The sequence below is a fragment of the Streptomyces sp. NPDC028314 genome (assembly GCF_055565795.1).
The window spans coordinates 332617-346744 of sequence record NZ_JBVHTP010000008.1; the positions used below are offsets into that span (position 1 = coordinate 332617).

Below are 14128 nucleotides of genomic sequence, written 5' to 3' on the forward strand. Positions count from 1 at the left end.
GCGCTGCCCCGCGCTCAGGCGGCGACGGCCACCTGGGGCTGCGGGCGCTCGTCGAGCGGGGAGGACGAGGCGGCCTCGTAGGCCTCCTTGTCCAGGATCCCCTCGCGGGCCGCGACGATGACCGGGACGACGGCCTGGCCGGCCACGTTGGTGGCGGTGCGCATCATGTCCAGGATCGGGTCGATCGCCATCAGCAGGCCGACGCCCTCCAGGGGCAGGCCCAGGGTGGAGAGGGTCAGGGTCAGCATGACCGTGGCACCGGTCAGACCGGCCGTGGCGGCGGAGCCGACCACCGACACGAACGCGATGAGCAGGTACTCCTTGATGCCCAGCTGGACGTCGAAGATCTGCGCGATGAAGATCGCGGCGAGCGCCGGGTAGATCGCGGCGCAGCCGTCCATCTTGGTCGTGGCGCCGAACGGGACGGCGAAGGAGGCGTATTCCTTCGGGACGCCGAGGCGCTCGGTGACCTTCTGGGTGACCGGCATGGTGCCGACGGAGGAGCGGGAGACGAAGGCCAGCTGGATGGCGGGCCAGGCGCCCTTGAAGAACTGGACCGGGTTGACCTTGGCGACCGTGGCGAGCAGCAGCGGGTAGACGCCGAACATCACCAGGGCCGAGCCGATGTAGACGTCGGCGGTGAAGGTGGCGTACTTGCCGATCAGGTCCCAGCCGTAGGTGGCGATCGCGGTGCCGATGAGGCCGACGGTGCCGATCGGGGCGAGGCGGATGACCCACCACAGGGCCTTCTGGAGGAGCTCCAGGACGGACTCGGCGAGGTTCAGGACGGGCTGCGCCTTGCTGCCGAGCTGGAGGGCGGCGATACCGGCGACGGCGGCGAGGAAGACGATCTGGAGCACGTTCAGCTCGGTGAACGGCGTGACGATGTCCTTCGGCACGATGCCGGTCAGGAAGTCGAGCCAGGAGCCGTGCCGCTTGGGCAGCTTGCCGTCCTGCGGGGTGAGGCCGGTGCCGGCTCCCGGGTTCGTCAGGAGGCCGATGGCGAGGCCGAGGCCGACCGCGATCAGCGACGTGATCATGAACCAGAGGAGCGTGCGGGAGGCGAGCCGCGCGGCGTTGTTCACCTTCCGCAGGTTGGTGATGGACACCAGGATCGCGAAGAAGACGAGCGGGGCGACGGCCAGCTTCAGCAGCTGGATGAAGATGTCGCCGACCTGTTCGAGGGTGGTCTTGAGCCAGCTGATGTCCTGGCTCTTGGCGAGCCAGCCGAACAGCACGCCGAGCACGAGACCGGTGACTATCTGGGCCCAGAAGGGGAATTTGAACGAGGCCTTGGCGGGAGCCTGGGCCTGGGGGGTCGCGGACACGGACACTCTCCGGGGGAACGCACAAAGAACAGGGGACGGTTCTGCGGTGATGCGGTGCGGCAGCCGGGAAAAGGGCCGGCCGGGACCGCTGCTGTATCGATTCAGCTCGGCTCGCCCGAGCTGGGCGACAGCGGTTCAGCGACAGCGGCAACAGGCCGCGGACACGCGGCGGCAGAGGTCGACGTCCAGGCGCGACACGAGCGGGACGCTCGGGGTCATCTGGTGCGCAGCCGTGGTCAACATGTTGAACACGCTAACACTTCCCCTTTGAGAATCTCAAAGGCGTCCTTTGAGCCCGGCTCGCGCGCACCTCGCGCCGGACCGGCCCGGGGAACACCAACGCCCCAGCGTTACGGGCGGTATTCCCGTGGCTGGGGCGGTTCGGTGTGTGAGGAAGCTAACGGGGGCCGCGGGCCCTCGGAACTAGCTCGCGCGCGCGGTCTCGTCGACCTCGTCCTCCTGGCGGCGGTTCGCGGCGAGCTTCTGCTTCGCATCCGCGACGCGTCCGGAGATCTGGTCGGACATCTCGTCACGCTGCTTGCGCAGCAGCACGAAGGACAGCGGAGCGGACAGCACGAGGGCGAGCAGGATGACCCACACGAAGTTGGCGTCGCCCAGCCCCGCGGGCACCCAGCCCAGCCGGACCAGTCCGGCGACGAGGACGAGGCATCCGACGAAGATGCCCAGGCGCATCGCGGTGTAGCGGATCGTCGCGCTCGGCTTGAGGGACACGGTGACCCCTTCTCTCTCGTCTTCGTACGTCGGCACGTGCCCGTCCAGTGAAGCACGCCGGGCCCGCGCTCCGGCCCGCCGGGGTCAGCGCAAGGGCAGCAGGAGCGTGATGTCGTCGCGGTCGTCGCCGGGAGCGACGCGGATGGCGTCGGGGACCCGGCCGACCTCCTTGTAGCCGCACGCCGCGTAGAAGTGCTCCAGCCCGAGGCCGCCGCGCGCGCAGAGCCGGATCGCCTCGATGCCGTCGAGACCGCGGGCGGCTTCGGCGACGGCGTCCATCAGGGCCCGGCCCGCGCCGCGGCCCTGGAGGGCGGGGGCGACCATGACGGTGTAGGCCCAGACCCAGTGCTTCTGCAACCGGTGCGCGTTGAGGGCGAGGAACGCGGTGGCGGCGACCCGGCCCCGCCCGTCGTGCCCGACGAGCAGCCGCATCCGGCCCTCGTCCATCGCGGCGAGGTGCTTGACCAGCTCGGACCGTACGACGTCGGTGGTCACGGGCGGCACGAACCCGACCGCTCCGCCGGCGTTGGAGACCTCGGTCCACAGCTCGGCGATCTCGTCGCACAGGGCGGGGTCGACGACCGGATCGAAGGTGAAGGTAAGGGTCATGGGCCTAGGGTAGCTATTACCCACCCCTCGGGCAACGGAGGTTGGCCGCGCAACGGCGGCAGGCCCCGGTCCACGAGGGAACGGGGCCTGCCGGCGCAGCGGAGGGGTCGTCAGAGGCGCATCGCCTGCGGCGTCTCGCGCAGGCCCGCCTCGGGGCCCGGGTACTCGCGGATGATCTCGTAGCGCGTGTTGCGCTCGACCGGGCGGAAGCCGGCCTCGCGGATGAGCTCCAGGAGGTCCTCGCGGCCGAGCTTGTTCGGCGTGCCGTAGTTGTCGGCGTCGTGCGTGATCTTGTACTCGACGACCGAGCCGTCCATGTCGTCCGCGCCGTGCTGGAGCGCCAGCTGGGCGGTCTGCACGCCGTGCATCACCCAGAAGACCTTGACGTGCGGCACGTTGTCGAAGAGCAGGCGGGAGACCGCGAAGGTCTTCAGCGCCTCGGCGCCCGTCGCCATCGTCGTGCGCGCCTGGAGCTTGTTGCGGACCTTGCCGTCCTGCATGTCCACGAAGTCGTGCTGGTAGCGCAGCGGGATGAAGACCTGGAAGCCGCCGGTCTCGTCCTGGAGCTCGCGCAGGCGCAGCACGTGGTCCACGCGGTGGCGCGGCTCCTCGATGTGCCCGTAGAGCATCGTCGACGGGGTCTTGAGGCCCTTGGAGTGCGCGAGGCGGTGGATGCGCGACCAGTCTTCCCAGTGGGTGCGGTGGTCGACGATGTGCTGCCGGACCTCCCAGTCGAAGATCTCGGCGCCGCCGCCGGTCAGCGACTCCAGACCGGCCTCGATCAGCTCGTCCAGGATGTCGGAGGCCGACATCCCGGAGATCGTCTCGAAGTGGTGGATCTCGGTGGCCGTGAACGCCTTGAGGGAGACGTTCGGCAGCGCCTCCTTCAGCGCGGAGAGCGAGCGCGGGTAGTAGCGCCACGGCAGCGTCGGGTGCAGGCCGTTGACGATGTGCAGCTCGGTGAGGTTCTCGTTCTCCATGGCCTTGGCCAGGCGGACGGCTTCCTCGATGCGCATCGTGTACGCGTCCTTCTCGCCCGGCTTGCGCTGGAACGAGCAGTACGCGCACGACGCGGTGCACACGTTGGTCATGTTGAGGTGGCGGTTGACGTTGAAGTGGACGACGTCGCCGTTCTTGCGCGTGCGCACCTCGTGGGCGAGGCCACCGAGCCAGGCCAGGTCGTCCGACTCGTAGAGGGCGATGCCGTCCTCACGGGTCAGCCGCTCGCCGGAGCGGACCTTCTCCTCCAGCTCACGCTTGAGCCCAGCGTCCATGCCGGTCGTCTCCTCTATGTGTCCTGCACTGCCTGCACTGCTGCAACCGCCGCGACCAACCGTACTCTCAGCCCTCTTCGGGCAGTTCCCCGACCCGGTTCTCCCACTTCGTGGAGAGCACGATCGTGGTGCGGGTGCGGGAGACGCCCTTGGTGCCGGAGAGCTTGCGGATGATCTTCTCCAGGCCGTCGACGTCGCTGGCGCGCACCTTCAGCATGAAGGAGTCGTCACCCGCGATGAACCAGCAGTCCTCGATCTCCGCGAGGTCGCGCAGCCGCCGGGCCACGTCCTCGTGGTCCGCGGCGTCGGAGAGGGAGATGCCGATCAGCGCCGTGACGCCGAGGCCGAGCGAGGCCGAGTCGACGGTCGCGCGGTAGCCCGTGATCACGCCCGCGGTCTCCAGGCGGTTGATCCGGTCGGTGACGCTGGGGCCGGAGAGGCCCACGAGACGGCCCAGCTCCGCGTACGAGGCACGACCGTTTTCCCGGAGTGCCTGGATGAGCTGCCTGTCCACCGTGTCCATTTACGTGGAGCCTTCCATTATTCGGCGATCCTGCAAGTCTAGGTATAGAATCTAAGGCACACAGGGTCAACACCCTGTGAATCTTTCAACAGATCAATGACGATCTTCAGGAGTGGTTTTCACCGTGTACACGATCGAGATGGCCTACGCGCACATGCGACAGCTCCAGGAGCTGGCCAACCGATCCCGCACCGACCAGCCGTCCGCCGCACACCGCGTGGACAAGACCCGCAAGCCGCGCAGCGCCAAGAAGCGCTAGTCACCGCCGCTTGCCCCCCGGGGAGCGCGGGAGCCTCCGAGCTCCCCCTCCCAACGGCGGTACAGCCGGTGCGGCACCCCTGCCGCGTCCAGCACCCGCCCGGCGACGAAGTCCACCAGATCCTGGATGTGCGTCGCACCCGCGTAGAAGGCCGGTGAGGCGGGCAGCACGATCGCGCCCGCCTCGTCCAGCGCCACCAGGTGCTTCAGCGTCTGCCCGTTCAGCGGGGTCTCCCGCACCGCGACCACCAGCCGGCGCCGCTCCTTGAGCGTCACGCTCGCGACCCGCTGGAGCAGGTCCTTCGACAGCCCGAGCGCGACCCCCGCCACGCAGGCCGTCGACGCCGGCACGATCAGCATCCCCTTCACGGGGTACGAGCCCGAGCTGGGTCCGGCCGCCAGGTCCCCGGCGCCCCAGTACCGCACGTCGCCCAGGTCGGGCACCTCGAAGGTCCCCGGCTTCCCGTCGGCCCCCCGGCCCAGCCACTCGGCGAGGTCGTCCCGCCAGTGGGCGTCGCGGAAGGCGATCCCGGTCTCGTCCAGCAAGGTGAGCCGCGAGGCCCGGCTCACCACCAGGTCCACGCTCTCCCCGGCCGCCAGCAGTCCCCGGAGCACCGCGGCCGCGTAGGGCGTCCCGGACGCCCCGGAAACCCCGACCACCCACGGGGTGCGCTTGCGCTCAGTCATACCTCCGAGACTATCCGGCCACGGAGCGAAGCCACTCGGTAAGGTGACCGCACGTCCCAGGGGGTGGGACGGTACGAGGGGACGGGCATGAGCGCGACGGCCGAAGAGACCTGGACGCAGACCGACCGGGCCAAGGCCGCGGCCAAGCTGATGCTCGGCTGGGTGGCGCTGCTGTGGCTGATCGAGTTGGCGGATCTGGCCAGCGGCCACGCGTTGGACGCGTACGGGATCGCTGCCCGCGAGAGTGACGGCCTCACCGGGATCCCCCTGGCGCCCTTCCTCCACTACGGCTTCGGCCACGTCGCCTCCAACAGCGTCCCGCTGCTGGTGCTCGGCTTCGTCGCGGCCCTCGGCGGCATCCGCCGGTTCCTCGCCGTCTGCGCGCTGATCGTGGTCGCGGACGGCCTCGGCGTCTGGCTGCTCTCCCCCGCGCACAGCGTCACGGCCGGCGCCTCGGGCCTGGTCTTCGGGCTGTTCGGCTACCTGGTGGTGCGCGGCTTCGTCGAACGCAAGGTGCCGGGCGTGGTCGTGGGCCTGGTGCTCGCCGTGTTCTGGGGCGGCTCGGCCCTCCTGGGCGTCCTGCCGCTGGACCCCGGGGTCAGCTGGCAGGGCCACCTGTGCGGCCTGGTCGCGGGCGTGGCGACGGCCCTCTCCCTCCGCCGCCCGGCGCCCCGGGGCCGGCGGGAACCGGTCAGCTGACGACCGAAGGGTCGAAGGGGACGGCAACATCGGAGATGAAGCCCCACTCCGGTGATAGCTGCGGCTTCAGGAGATCCCGCACCTCCCAGATCGTCTCGTCGTGGTGCGGCTTGACCGGCCCAGGCCGCACGCCGGCTAGATCGTCAGACCTCGCGCCACCAGATCCAGCAGGGCGCACACGAAGAGGGCAATGCCGATGAAGCCGTTGACCGTGAAGAAGGCGCGGTTCAGGCGGGACAGGTCGTGCGGCTTGACGATGGTGTGCTCGTAGCAGAAGGCCGCTATGACGACCAGCAGGCCGAACCAGAAGAGCGGGCCCGCGTCCGTCGCGAGCGCGTACCAGGCCAGCAGGCCGGTGGTCACCACGTGCGCGCCGCGCGCGCCCCACAGGGCCGCCGGGACGCCGAAGCGGGCCGGGACCGAGCGGACGCCCTCCGCCCGGTCGGCCGCCACGTCCTGGCTGCCGAAGATCAGGTCGAAGCCGCCGATCCACACGCCGACCGCGAGACCCAGGATCACCGCGTCCCAGGACCACTCGCCGGTGACGGCCAGCCAGGCCCCGACCGGCCCCATGGCCTGGGCCAGGCCCAGGATGGCGTGCGGGAAGTCCGTGAAGCGCTTGCCGTACGGGTACACCACCATCGGCACGACGGCGATCGGCGCCAGCATCAGGCACAGCGGGTTCAGCGCCGCCGCCGACCCGAGGAACACGACGAGCGCGACCCCGGCCCCGGTCCAGGCCGTCCGCACCGACACCGCGCCGGTGACGAGCTCGCGCCCGGCGGTGCGCGGGTTACGGGAGTCGATCTCGCGGTCGATGATCCGGTTGGCGGCCATCGCGAACGTCCGCAGGCCGACCATGCAGACGGTGACGAGCAGCAGGTCGCCCCAGTGCACGGTCTCGTCGAGCTGGAACATCGCGGTCAGGGCCGCGATGTAGGCGAAGGGCAGCGCGAAGACCGAGTGCTCGATCATCACGAGCCGCAGGAAGGCCTTGACCTTGCCGGTCGCCTCCGGCGCGGAGCCGGGCCCGAGGACGCCCTCGGCAGCCGATGTCATCCGAGGGACCTCCGGAACTGTTCGATTTCGGCGCGCAGGTCCGTGACGGACGACGGGCCGATCTCCACCTCCAGCAGGGGCGTTCCCTCGGAGGGCGGCGGGACGACGCTGGCCAGGAAGGCGAAGCCCTCGCCGGCGGGTCGGCCGTCGAGGCGCAGGACGTCGTGCGCGGCGACGGTCAGGAGCACCGAGAACTCGGCCTCCGGATCGGCGATCGCGGCCAGCAGGCGGTCGGCGAAGGCGCCGGCGTCGGCGTCGGAGAGGTCGTTGAGGGCGATCTCGCGGCCCTCTCCGTCGGTGCGGTCGGCGATCAGCTGCCACAGGTCCGACGGTCCGGCGAACTCCTCGGGGGTGACGCCGGCGCGCTCGGCGGCCTCCCGGACCGCCGGCTGGGCCGGGTCGATCTCGGGGCGCACCAGGGCGACGCAGGGCGTGTCGCTGCCGATGAAGAGGGCGGGACCGCCCACGGCGATGGGGCTCACAGGCCGTACTCCTTCCATCGGCGGTCCACGAGGGCCGCCGTCGCGGGATCGGACTCCACCATGTCGGGCCAGCCGCCGTCGCGCGTGTAACCCTCCTCCGGCAGTTTCTTCGTGGCGTCGATGCCGGCCTTGCCGCCCCAGAACTGCTGGTACGAGGCGTGGTCGAGGTGGTCCACCGGGCCCTCCACGACGGTGAGGTCGCGGGAGTAGTCGGTGTTGCCGAGCGCCCGCCAGGACACCTCGTGCAGGTCGTGGACGTCGCAGTCCTTGTCCACCACGATGATCAGCTTGGTCAGCGACATCATGTGGGCGCCCCAGATGGCGTGCATGACCTTCTGCGCGTGCTTGGGGTACTTCTTGTCGATCGAGACGATCGCGCAGTTGTGGAAGCCGCCCGACTCCGGCAGGTGGTAGTCCACGATGTCCGGCACGATGATCTTGAGCAGCGGCAGGAAGAAGCGTTCCGTCGCACGCCCCAGCGGCCCGTCCTCGGTCGGGGGACGGCCGACGACGATCGACTGGAGCAGCGGGCGCTTGCGCATCGTCACGCAGTCGATCTTCAGCGCCGGGAAGGGCTCCTGCGGGGTGTAGAAGCCGGTGTGGTCGCCGAAGGGCCCCTCCGGCAGCATCTCCCCCGGCTCCAGCCAGCCCTCGACGACGACCTCGGCGTGCGCCGGGACCTGGAGCGGGACCGTCTTGCAGTCGACCATCTCGATGCGCTTGCCCGCGACGAACCCGGCGAAGAGGTACTCGTCGATGTCCCCCGGCAGCGGCGCGGTGGACGCGTACGTGACGGCCGGCGGGCAGCCGAAGGCGATCGCGACCGGCAGCCGCTCGCCCTTGGCCGCGGCGACCGCGTAGTGGTTGCGGCTGTCCTTGTGGATCTGCCAGTGCATGCCGATGGTGCGCTTGTCGTGGCGCTGGAGGCGGTACAGGCCGAGGTTGCGCACGCCCGTCTCCGGGTGCTTGGTGTGCGTCAGGCCGAGGTTGAAGAAGGAGCCGCCGTCCTTGGGCCAGGTGAAGAGGGCCGGGAGCTGGTCCAGGTCCACGTCGTCACCGGTGAGCACGACCTCCTGGACCGGGGCGTCGCCCTTCAGCTTCTTCGGCGGTACGTGCACCATCGAGCCGAGCTTGCCGAAGGCCTCGCGGACGCCGATGAAGCCCTGGGGCAGCTCGGGCTTGAGCAGGCCGCCGATCTTCTCGCTGATCTCCGCGTACGACTTGAGCCCGAGGGCCTTGAGCAGCCGGCGGTCGGTGCCGAACACGTTCATGGCCAGCGGCATCGCCGAGCCCTTGACGTTCTCGAAGAGCAGTGCGGGCCCGCCCGCCTTGTTCACTCTGTCGACGATCTCCCCGACCTCCAGGTACGGGTCGACTTCGGCCTTGATGCGCTTGAGGTCGCCCTCCCGCTCCAGGGCCCGGAGCAGCGAGCGGAGATCGTCGTAAGCCATGGGGCCCAGTATCCGTCACCAACTACCCTGGGAACGTCACCGGGGCCCGACGCGGGCCCGCCGCCACTGCCTGGGAGTCGGTCCCACACCGTGCTGCGCTATCTGCCCTTCCTGCTGATCATCGCGCTGACCATCTACGCCTTCATCGACTGCCTGAACACGCCGGAGGAAGAGGTCAAGCACCTGCCGAAGGTGGTCTGGGTGCTCATCATCCTGCTCTTCTCCATCGTCGGGCCGGTGGTCTGGCTGTTCGCGGGCAAGAAGCGGGAAGCGGTCGGCGGAGGCGGTTTCGGGGGCGGCGGCCGGGCGCGCCGGACGCAGTGGGTGGCGCCCGACGACAACCCGGAGTTCCTCAGGTCGCTGCGCGACGAGCAGGACGGCAAGGACGCCGACAAGGACAAGGGCAAGGACTAGGGCAAGGACTGGGACGGGGCCGGGGCCGCGGGCGCCTCCCGTAGCGCGATGCGGAACGCGGCGCTCGCGAAGGCCCGCACCGCCGCGGAGTTGTCGGCCGCGCGCCAGACCAGGCCGTAGCCGGCCGGCTCGGCGTCCGCGAAGGGGACGTACGCGACGCCCGGGCGGGCGTAGTACGTCGACGCGTGCGCCGAGGCCAGCAGCCCGCCCTGGCCCGCCGCGACCAGCATCAGGGCCTCCTGCAGGTTCGTCACCTCCGGCCCGCGCCCGATGGGCCGCCCGGCCGGGGTGCGCGCCGGAGTCAGGTACTCGCGGCGGTACTGCGGCAGGTCCCCGGAGACGGCCAGCAGCGGGATCTGCGCCAGGTCCTCCAGCGATACGGAATCCCGCGCCGCCAGCGCGTGCCCGGCGGGCACGGCCAGCACCCGCGCCTCGGTCAGGAGCACGGGCCCCTCCCCCAGATCGGCCTCGCGGACCGGGAACTCGGCGAAGGCCACGTCGAAGTCGCCGCTGCGCAGCTGGCCGTAGGGATCCGAGAGCGGGACCTCGCACACCTCGACGGCGAGGCCGGGGTGGGTGGCGCGCAGGGCCTCGGCGGCCTTGAGGACGACCTCCCCGGCGGGCGGGGTGGTGAAGCCGACGTGCAGGACCCCGTCGGCCGCCCGTGCGGTGGCGGCGGCCCGGTCGAGGGCGGCGGCGATGCCCCGGTGGTGCGGTTCGAGGTCGGCGCGCAGCTGCGCGCCGAGGGCGGTGAGGACGACACTGCGGCTGGTCCGCAGGAACAGCGGCGCGCCGATGCGCCGCTCCAGCCGCTGGACCAGCTGGCTGACGCGGGCGCGGGACAGCAGCATCCGCTCGGCGGTCCGGCCGAAGTGGAGCTCCTCGGCCAGGATCAGGAAGCAGTCGAGCTCATCGCGATCGGTAAGCATGGCTGAACGAACGTTGCGTTCTTCGTCGTTGTTCCCCTCCGGGCGGCGGGCGAGGGTGATCGGGCCGGCAACCTTCCCTTCCCTCCCTTCCGTTCTGTGAGGTTCCACCGTGACCGACCCGACCGACAACGGCAGAATCAGCGGGCGCCGCCGGGGCGTGCTGCTCGTCCTGTGCGGCGCGATCTTCCTCGAGGGCATCGACGTCGCGATGCTGAATGTGGCCCTGCCGTCGATACGAGCCGACCTCGGACTCGAAACCGGCGAGCTCCAGTGGGTGATGAGTGCGTACGTGCTCGGCTACGGCGGCTTCATGCTGCTGGGCGGCCGGGCGGCCGACCTGTTCGGGCGCCGGCGGATGTTCGTCGGCTGGCTGGCCGTCTTCCTCCTCTTCTCCGGCCTGGGCGGCCTCGCCACCGAGGGCTGGCAGCTGATCGCCGCCCGGTTCGCGACCGGGGTCGCGGCGGCCTTCATGACCCCGGCCGGGCTGTCGGTCATCACCACCGGCTTCGAGGAGGGGCCGCAGCGCGAGAAGGCGCTGCTGGTGTACTCGGGGACCGCGGCCGGGGGCTTCTCCCTCGGGCTCGTCGCGGGCGGCCTGCTGGCCTCCGCCGACTGGCGGTGGGTCTTCTTCGCCCCGGTGGCGCTGGCCGCGCTGATCCTGGCGGGCGCACTGGCGTTCCTGCCGAAGGAGGCCCGGCCGGCGGCCCGGGGCCGGCTCGACCTGCTCGGCGGCGCTCTGGTGACGGCGGCGGCCGTGCTGCTGGTGCTGGGCGCCGAGCGGGCCTCGGTTCTCCCGGCGGTGGCCGGGCTGGTGCTGGCGGGGGTGTTCGTCGTGGTGGAACGCCGGGTGGCCGAGCCGGTGGTCCGGCTGGGGATCCTGCGGTCGGGAGCGCTGCTGCGGGCCAACGCTGCGGCGCTGCTGTTCTCGGCGGCCTTCTTCGGCTTCCAGTTCCTGGTGGTGCTGTACCTCCAGGAACTGCGGGGCTGGTCGGCGCTGGAGACCAGCTTCGCGATGCTCGTGATCGGGATCGACGCCGTGCTGTCGCCGACGGTGGTGCCGAGGCTGGTGAAGCGGTTCGGGAACGGCCGGCTGATCTTCGGCGGGCTGCTAGTCGCGGCGCTCGCGTACGGGCTGTTCCTGCCGCTGCGGACCGACTGGACGTACCTGGCGATGCTGCCGGCGCTGGTCCTGCTGGGCCTGGCGTTCGCGCTGGTCTACGGCCCGCTCACCATCGTCGCCACCGAGGGGGTCGGGGAGTCCGAGCAGGGTCTGGCGGGCGGGCTGCTGTACACGGCGTTCCAGTTCGGTGCGGCCGTCGGGCTGGCCGCCGTGACGGGGGTCGCCTCGGCGTACGCGGCTCCGCTGGAGGGGTACCGGGCGGCGCTCCTGGTGCCGTTCGCCGCGGTGCTGCTGGCCGCGGCCGTCTCCCTGCCGGGGCTGCGCCGCCGGCCTCCGGTCCCGGCGCCCGGGCCGGACCGGCAGCCGGACCCGGTCCGGGCCTGAGCCGGCGGGGGTCGGGCCGCCCGTCGGGGGCCCGGCCCCCGACCCCCGCACCCCGGCCCCCGCACCCCGCTCCCCGCTCCCCGGCCCGGCGTCCGCGCCGCGGCCGGTCACACGGCCCAGGGCAGGGTGCGGGTGCCTTCCGTGCCGGGGACGGTGACGACGCCGTCGGCCCGCATGGCGACGTACGCCTCGAACCGCTCGGCCGAGTGGATCCGGCGGAGCACGTCCGGCGGGAGGACCAGGGTCTGGCCGGCGGCGACCTTCTCGGTGCGGCCCCCGCAGGTGACCTCCAGGGCTCCCGCGGTCACCGTCCAGACCTGCTCACGGCTGACGGAGTGTTCGGGGCCGGTGGCTCCGGCGGGCATGTCGACGTGCCAGGTGCTCAGTTCGGCGCTGCCCCGGCTGGGTGCGGCGAGACCGGTCATCTTCGCGTTCGGGGTGACGGTGACCTGGTCGGGAGAAACGGTGATCACGTGCAAGGCGGATCCTCTTCATCGACGAGTAAAGGAGCTTTACTCGGCTGAGTAAAGCAGCTTGACCCGCCCGTGTCACCATGTTTCCGTGACCAGAACCGAAACCGGGAACGCCGCCGGGAATCACGCCGGGAACGAAGACAGCGCCGACCAGGGCGGCGGCATCGAGCTGGCCTTCCTCCTCGGCATGGGCTTCCAGCTCCTGCTCGCCGAGTTCACCCGCCGCCTCGCCGACGCGGGCCAGACCGACCTGCGCCCCGTGCACGGCATGGCCTTCCAGGCCCTCAGGGGCCCCGGCGCCACCGCGACCGAGCTCGCCGAACGCCTCGGGGTGACCAAGCAGGCGGCCGGGCAGATCGTCGACGACCTGGAGCGGCGCGGCTACGTCCGCCGCGAGCCGCACCCCGGCGGCGGCCGCCGCAAACTGGTGGTCCTGACCGGCGCGGCCCATGACCACCTGGCGGTCGCCGGCCGGGTCCTGCACGGGCTGGAGGCCGAGCTCGGCGCCGTCGCCGACCTCCCCGCGCTGCGCTCCGAGCTGCTCCGCGTCATCCGCACCCTGCACGGGGAGGAGGGGCTTCCGGCGCTGCGGCCGGTGTGGTGAGACGCGGCGCCCGGCTCCCGACCGGCGCTGTGACCGGAAGCACGATTGAACGCGTTCAACAAGGCTGACAGAATGCCCGCATGCCAAGAGAAAGCAGCCCGCGGATCGTCGACACCATCCTGCGCAACCTGCTCGCGTACGGGGTGTTCGTCGCCGTCCTGCTCACCATGGCCGGCTGCAACCCCCTGGGGGTGGACGCCCCCGTCCGCGCCGTCCACGACGCCCGCGCCGCCGAGATCGTCGGCACCTGGCGCTGCGTCGAGGGCACCGAGGTCACCTTCCGCGCCGACGGCAGCGCCTCGGTGGCCCTCCTCGACGGCCAGGAGATCGACTACGACAACGGCTGGCGCCTCTCCGGCCCCGCCTCCTGGGAGCTCACCACGCAGCAGCCGGCCGGCTGGAACCTCGGCCAGCACGTACGGCTCGACCTGCCCGCCCTGACCGGCTCGGCCGTCCGGCCCGGGATGGAGCGGGCCGAGCACGTGCCCGACCGGTACTTCTGGACCTTCGAGCTGCGCCGCGACGAGCGCGGGTCGCTGGAGCTGTACTTCTTCTTCGGGGCGCCCGACGCCCGCCACGCCTACGTCCTGGAGAAGGACGCGTAGGACTCCCGGATCTCGTACCAGCGGGCGTCGCTCCAGGCGCCCCCGTCGGCCGCGCCGACCGCGTCACCCGCCATCGCCGCGTCCAGCAGCTCGAAGTGGTGGTGCCAGGCGGCCAGGCAGTCGAGGCGGTCGCTCTCCGACCCGCCCCGCTCCTGCTCGTTCGAGAAGCGCACCACCGTCGAGTCGGTCCCCACCGGCTCCAGGTGGAAGCGGATCCGCCCGTACCGGGTCACCGTGTACTCCACGACCCGCTCGGTGTCCCAGGCGGTGATGGTTCCCGAGACCTCTTCCGCGCCGTCGAGCCGGCGCGCGGTCACGGCCCCGCCGAGCCGCCGTTCCAGTACGTCCGCCGTTCCCAGCCAGCCGCGCAGCCCGTCCGCCGTGGTCAGCGCGGGCCACAGGGCCTCGTACGCGTAGGGCAGGTGCAGCTCGAACCTCAGCAGCCGCCGGTCATCACCGCGGCTCTCGCTGGTGCCATGGGTCACAGGAGCCATGAC

The 14128-nt window shown here is 71.3% G+C and carries 19 protein-coding genes; 6 read left to right on the forward strand and 13 right to left on the reverse strand.

Annotated features, from left to right (window positions below; all coding sequences use genetic code 11):
• Nucleotides 1-14: 14 nt before the first annotated feature.
• The 5 genes from ACZ4TG_RS20550 to ACZ4TG_RS20570 all read right to left on the reverse strand — a co-directional run bounded on the left by ACZ4TG_RS20550 (nt 15) and on the right by ACZ4TG_RS20570 (nt 4466).
• Nucleotides 15-1334: a dicarboxylate/amino acid:cation symporter gene (locus ACZ4TG_RS20550; RefSeq protein WP_468164700.1), complete on the reverse strand. Its 1320-nt coding sequence runs from the start codon at nt 1332-1334 to the stop codon at nt 15-17.
• Nucleotides 1335-1751: 417 nt separating this feature from the next.
• Nucleotides 1752-2021, reverse strand: a complete 270-nt coding sequence (locus ACZ4TG_RS20555; RefSeq protein WP_468164861.1) for a DUF4229 domain-containing protein — start codon at nt 2019-2021, stop codon at nt 1752-1754.
• 123 nt (nt 2022-2144) lie between these two features.
• A complete protein-coding gene (locus ACZ4TG_RS20560) occupies nt 2145-2669 on the reverse strand; it encodes a GNAT family N-acetyltransferase (protein ID WP_468164702.1) in 525 nt (174 codons plus the stop codon).
• A 110-nt stretch (nt 2670-2779) separates the two neighbouring features.
• On the reverse strand, nt 2780-3943 hold the full coding sequence (mqnE, locus tag ACZ4TG_RS20565) for an aminofutalosine synthase MqnE (protein WP_468164705.1): 1164 nt from the start codon (nt 3941-3943) through the stop codon (nt 2780-2782).
• A gap of 67 nt (nt 3944-4010) precedes the next feature.
• Complete coding sequence (locus ACZ4TG_RS20570; protein ID WP_030232075.1) at nt 4011-4466, reverse strand: Lrp/AsnC family transcriptional regulator; 456 nt, start codon at nt 4464-4466, stop codon at nt 4011-4013.
• A 124-nt stretch (nt 4467-4590) separates the two neighbouring features.
• Between ACZ4TG_RS20570 and ACZ4TG_RS20575 the strand changes: the two genes are divergently transcribed.
• The gene (locus ACZ4TG_RS20575) at nt 4591-4725 is read left to right on the forward strand and encodes a hypothetical protein (RefSeq protein WP_266947896.1); all 135 of its coding nucleotides are present in this window, start codon (nt 4591-4593) and stop codon (nt 4723-4725) included.
• Here ACZ4TG_RS20575 and ACZ4TG_RS20580 read toward each other — a convergent pair.
• Entirely contained in the window at nt 4722-5411 is a 690-nt protein-coding gene (locus tag ACZ4TG_RS20580; protein ID WP_468164708.1) for a UbiX family flavin prenyltransferase, read from the reverse strand. The two genes, ACZ4TG_RS20575 and ACZ4TG_RS20580, sit on opposite strands and share 4 nt — an antisense overlap.
• A gap of 87 nt (nt 5412-5498) precedes the next feature.
• On the opposite strand from ACZ4TG_RS20580, the gene ACZ4TG_RS20585 reads away from it, so the two are divergent.
• Nucleotides 5499-6110, forward strand: coding sequence for a rhomboid family intramembrane serine protease (locus tag ACZ4TG_RS20585; RefSeq protein ID WP_468164710.1), 612 nt, complete (start codon nt 5499-5501; stop codon nt 6108-6110).
• On the opposite strand, the gene ACZ4TG_RS20590 is transcribed toward ACZ4TG_RS20585, so the two are convergent.
• Genes ACZ4TG_RS20590 through ACZ4TG_RS20605 form a run of 4 tightly spaced genes read right to left on the reverse strand, consistent with a single transcriptional unit; the run spans nt 6103 to nt 9102 of the window.
• Nucleotides 6103-6240: a hypothetical protein gene (locus ACZ4TG_RS20590; RefSeq protein WP_468164712.1), complete on the reverse strand. Its 138-nt coding sequence runs from the start codon at nt 6238-6240 to the stop codon at nt 6103-6105. The two genes, ACZ4TG_RS20585 and ACZ4TG_RS20590, sit on opposite strands and share 8 nt — an antisense overlap.
• A gap of 5 nt (nt 6241-6245) precedes the next feature.
• On the reverse strand, nt 6246-7169 hold the full coding sequence (mqnP, locus tag ACZ4TG_RS20595; RefSeq protein ID WP_468164714.1) for a menaquinone biosynthesis prenyltransferase MqnP: 924 nt from the start codon (nt 7167-7169) through the stop codon (nt 6246-6248).
• The gene (locus tag ACZ4TG_RS20600; RefSeq protein WP_468164716.1) at nt 7166-7651 is read right to left on the reverse strand and encodes a hypothetical protein; all 486 of its coding nucleotides are present in this window, start codon (nt 7649-7651) and stop codon (nt 7166-7168) included. The genes mqnP and ACZ4TG_RS20600 overlap by 4 nt, the downstream gene beginning before the upstream one ends.
• The gene (locus ACZ4TG_RS20605) at nt 7648-9102 is read right to left on the reverse strand and encodes a menaquinone biosynthesis decarboxylase (RefSeq protein WP_468164718.1); all 1455 of its coding nucleotides are present in this window, start codon (nt 9100-9102) and stop codon (nt 7648-7650) included. The genes ACZ4TG_RS20600 and ACZ4TG_RS20605 overlap by 4 nt, the downstream gene beginning before the upstream one ends.
• Nucleotides 9103-9192: 90 nt before the next feature.
• On the opposite strand from ACZ4TG_RS20605, the gene ACZ4TG_RS20610 reads away from it, so the two are divergent.
• Nucleotides 9193-9516 carry a PLD nuclease N-terminal domain-containing protein gene (locus ACZ4TG_RS20610; protein ID WP_468164720.1) on the forward strand — a complete coding sequence of 108 codons (324 nt, stop codon included), beginning with the start codon at nt 9193-9195 and terminating at the stop codon, nt 9514-9516.
• On the opposite strand, the gene ACZ4TG_RS20615 is transcribed toward ACZ4TG_RS20610, so the two are convergent.
• Nucleotides 9513-10445, reverse strand: coding sequence for a LysR family transcriptional regulator (locus ACZ4TG_RS20615; RefSeq protein ID WP_468164722.1), 933 nt, complete (start codon nt 10443-10445; stop codon nt 9513-9515). The genes ACZ4TG_RS20610 and ACZ4TG_RS20615 overlap by 4 nt on opposite strands.
• Nucleotides 10446-10581: 136 nt before the next feature.
• Here ACZ4TG_RS20615 and ACZ4TG_RS20620 point away from each other — a divergent pair, with 136 nt between their 5' ends.
• Nucleotides 10582-11949, forward strand: a complete 1368-nt coding sequence (locus ACZ4TG_RS20620) for an MFS transporter (RefSeq protein ID WP_468164863.1) — start codon at nt 10582-10584, stop codon at nt 11947-11949.
• A 107-nt stretch (nt 11950-12056) separates the two neighbouring features.
• Here the strand turns inward: ACZ4TG_RS20620 and ACZ4TG_RS20625 are convergent, their stop codons facing one another.
• Nucleotides 12057-12422, reverse strand: a complete 366-nt coding sequence (locus ACZ4TG_RS20625; protein WP_468164724.1) for a cupin domain-containing protein — start codon at nt 12420-12422, stop codon at nt 12057-12059.
• 187 nt (nt 12423-12609) lie between these two features.
• On the opposite strand from ACZ4TG_RS20625, the gene ACZ4TG_RS20630 reads away from it, so the two are divergent.
• The gene (locus ACZ4TG_RS20630) at nt 12610-13026 is read left to right on the forward strand and encodes a MarR family winged helix-turn-helix transcriptional regulator (RefSeq protein WP_468164865.1); all 417 of its coding nucleotides are present in this window, start codon (nt 12610-12612) and stop codon (nt 13024-13026) included.
• A gap of 80 nt (nt 13027-13106) precedes the next feature.
• On the forward strand, nt 13107-13631 hold the full coding sequence (locus tag ACZ4TG_RS20635; protein WP_468164726.1) for a hypothetical protein: 525 nt from the start codon (nt 13107-13109) through the stop codon (nt 13629-13631).
• Here the strand turns inward: ACZ4TG_RS20635 and ACZ4TG_RS20640 are convergent.
• Complete coding sequence (locus tag ACZ4TG_RS20640; protein ID WP_468164728.1) at nt 13607-14125, reverse strand: SRPBCC domain-containing protein; 519 nt, start codon at nt 14123-14125, stop codon at nt 13607-13609. The two genes, ACZ4TG_RS20635 and ACZ4TG_RS20640, sit on opposite strands and share 25 nt — an antisense overlap.
• Nucleotides 14126-14128 lie beyond the last annotated feature (3 nt).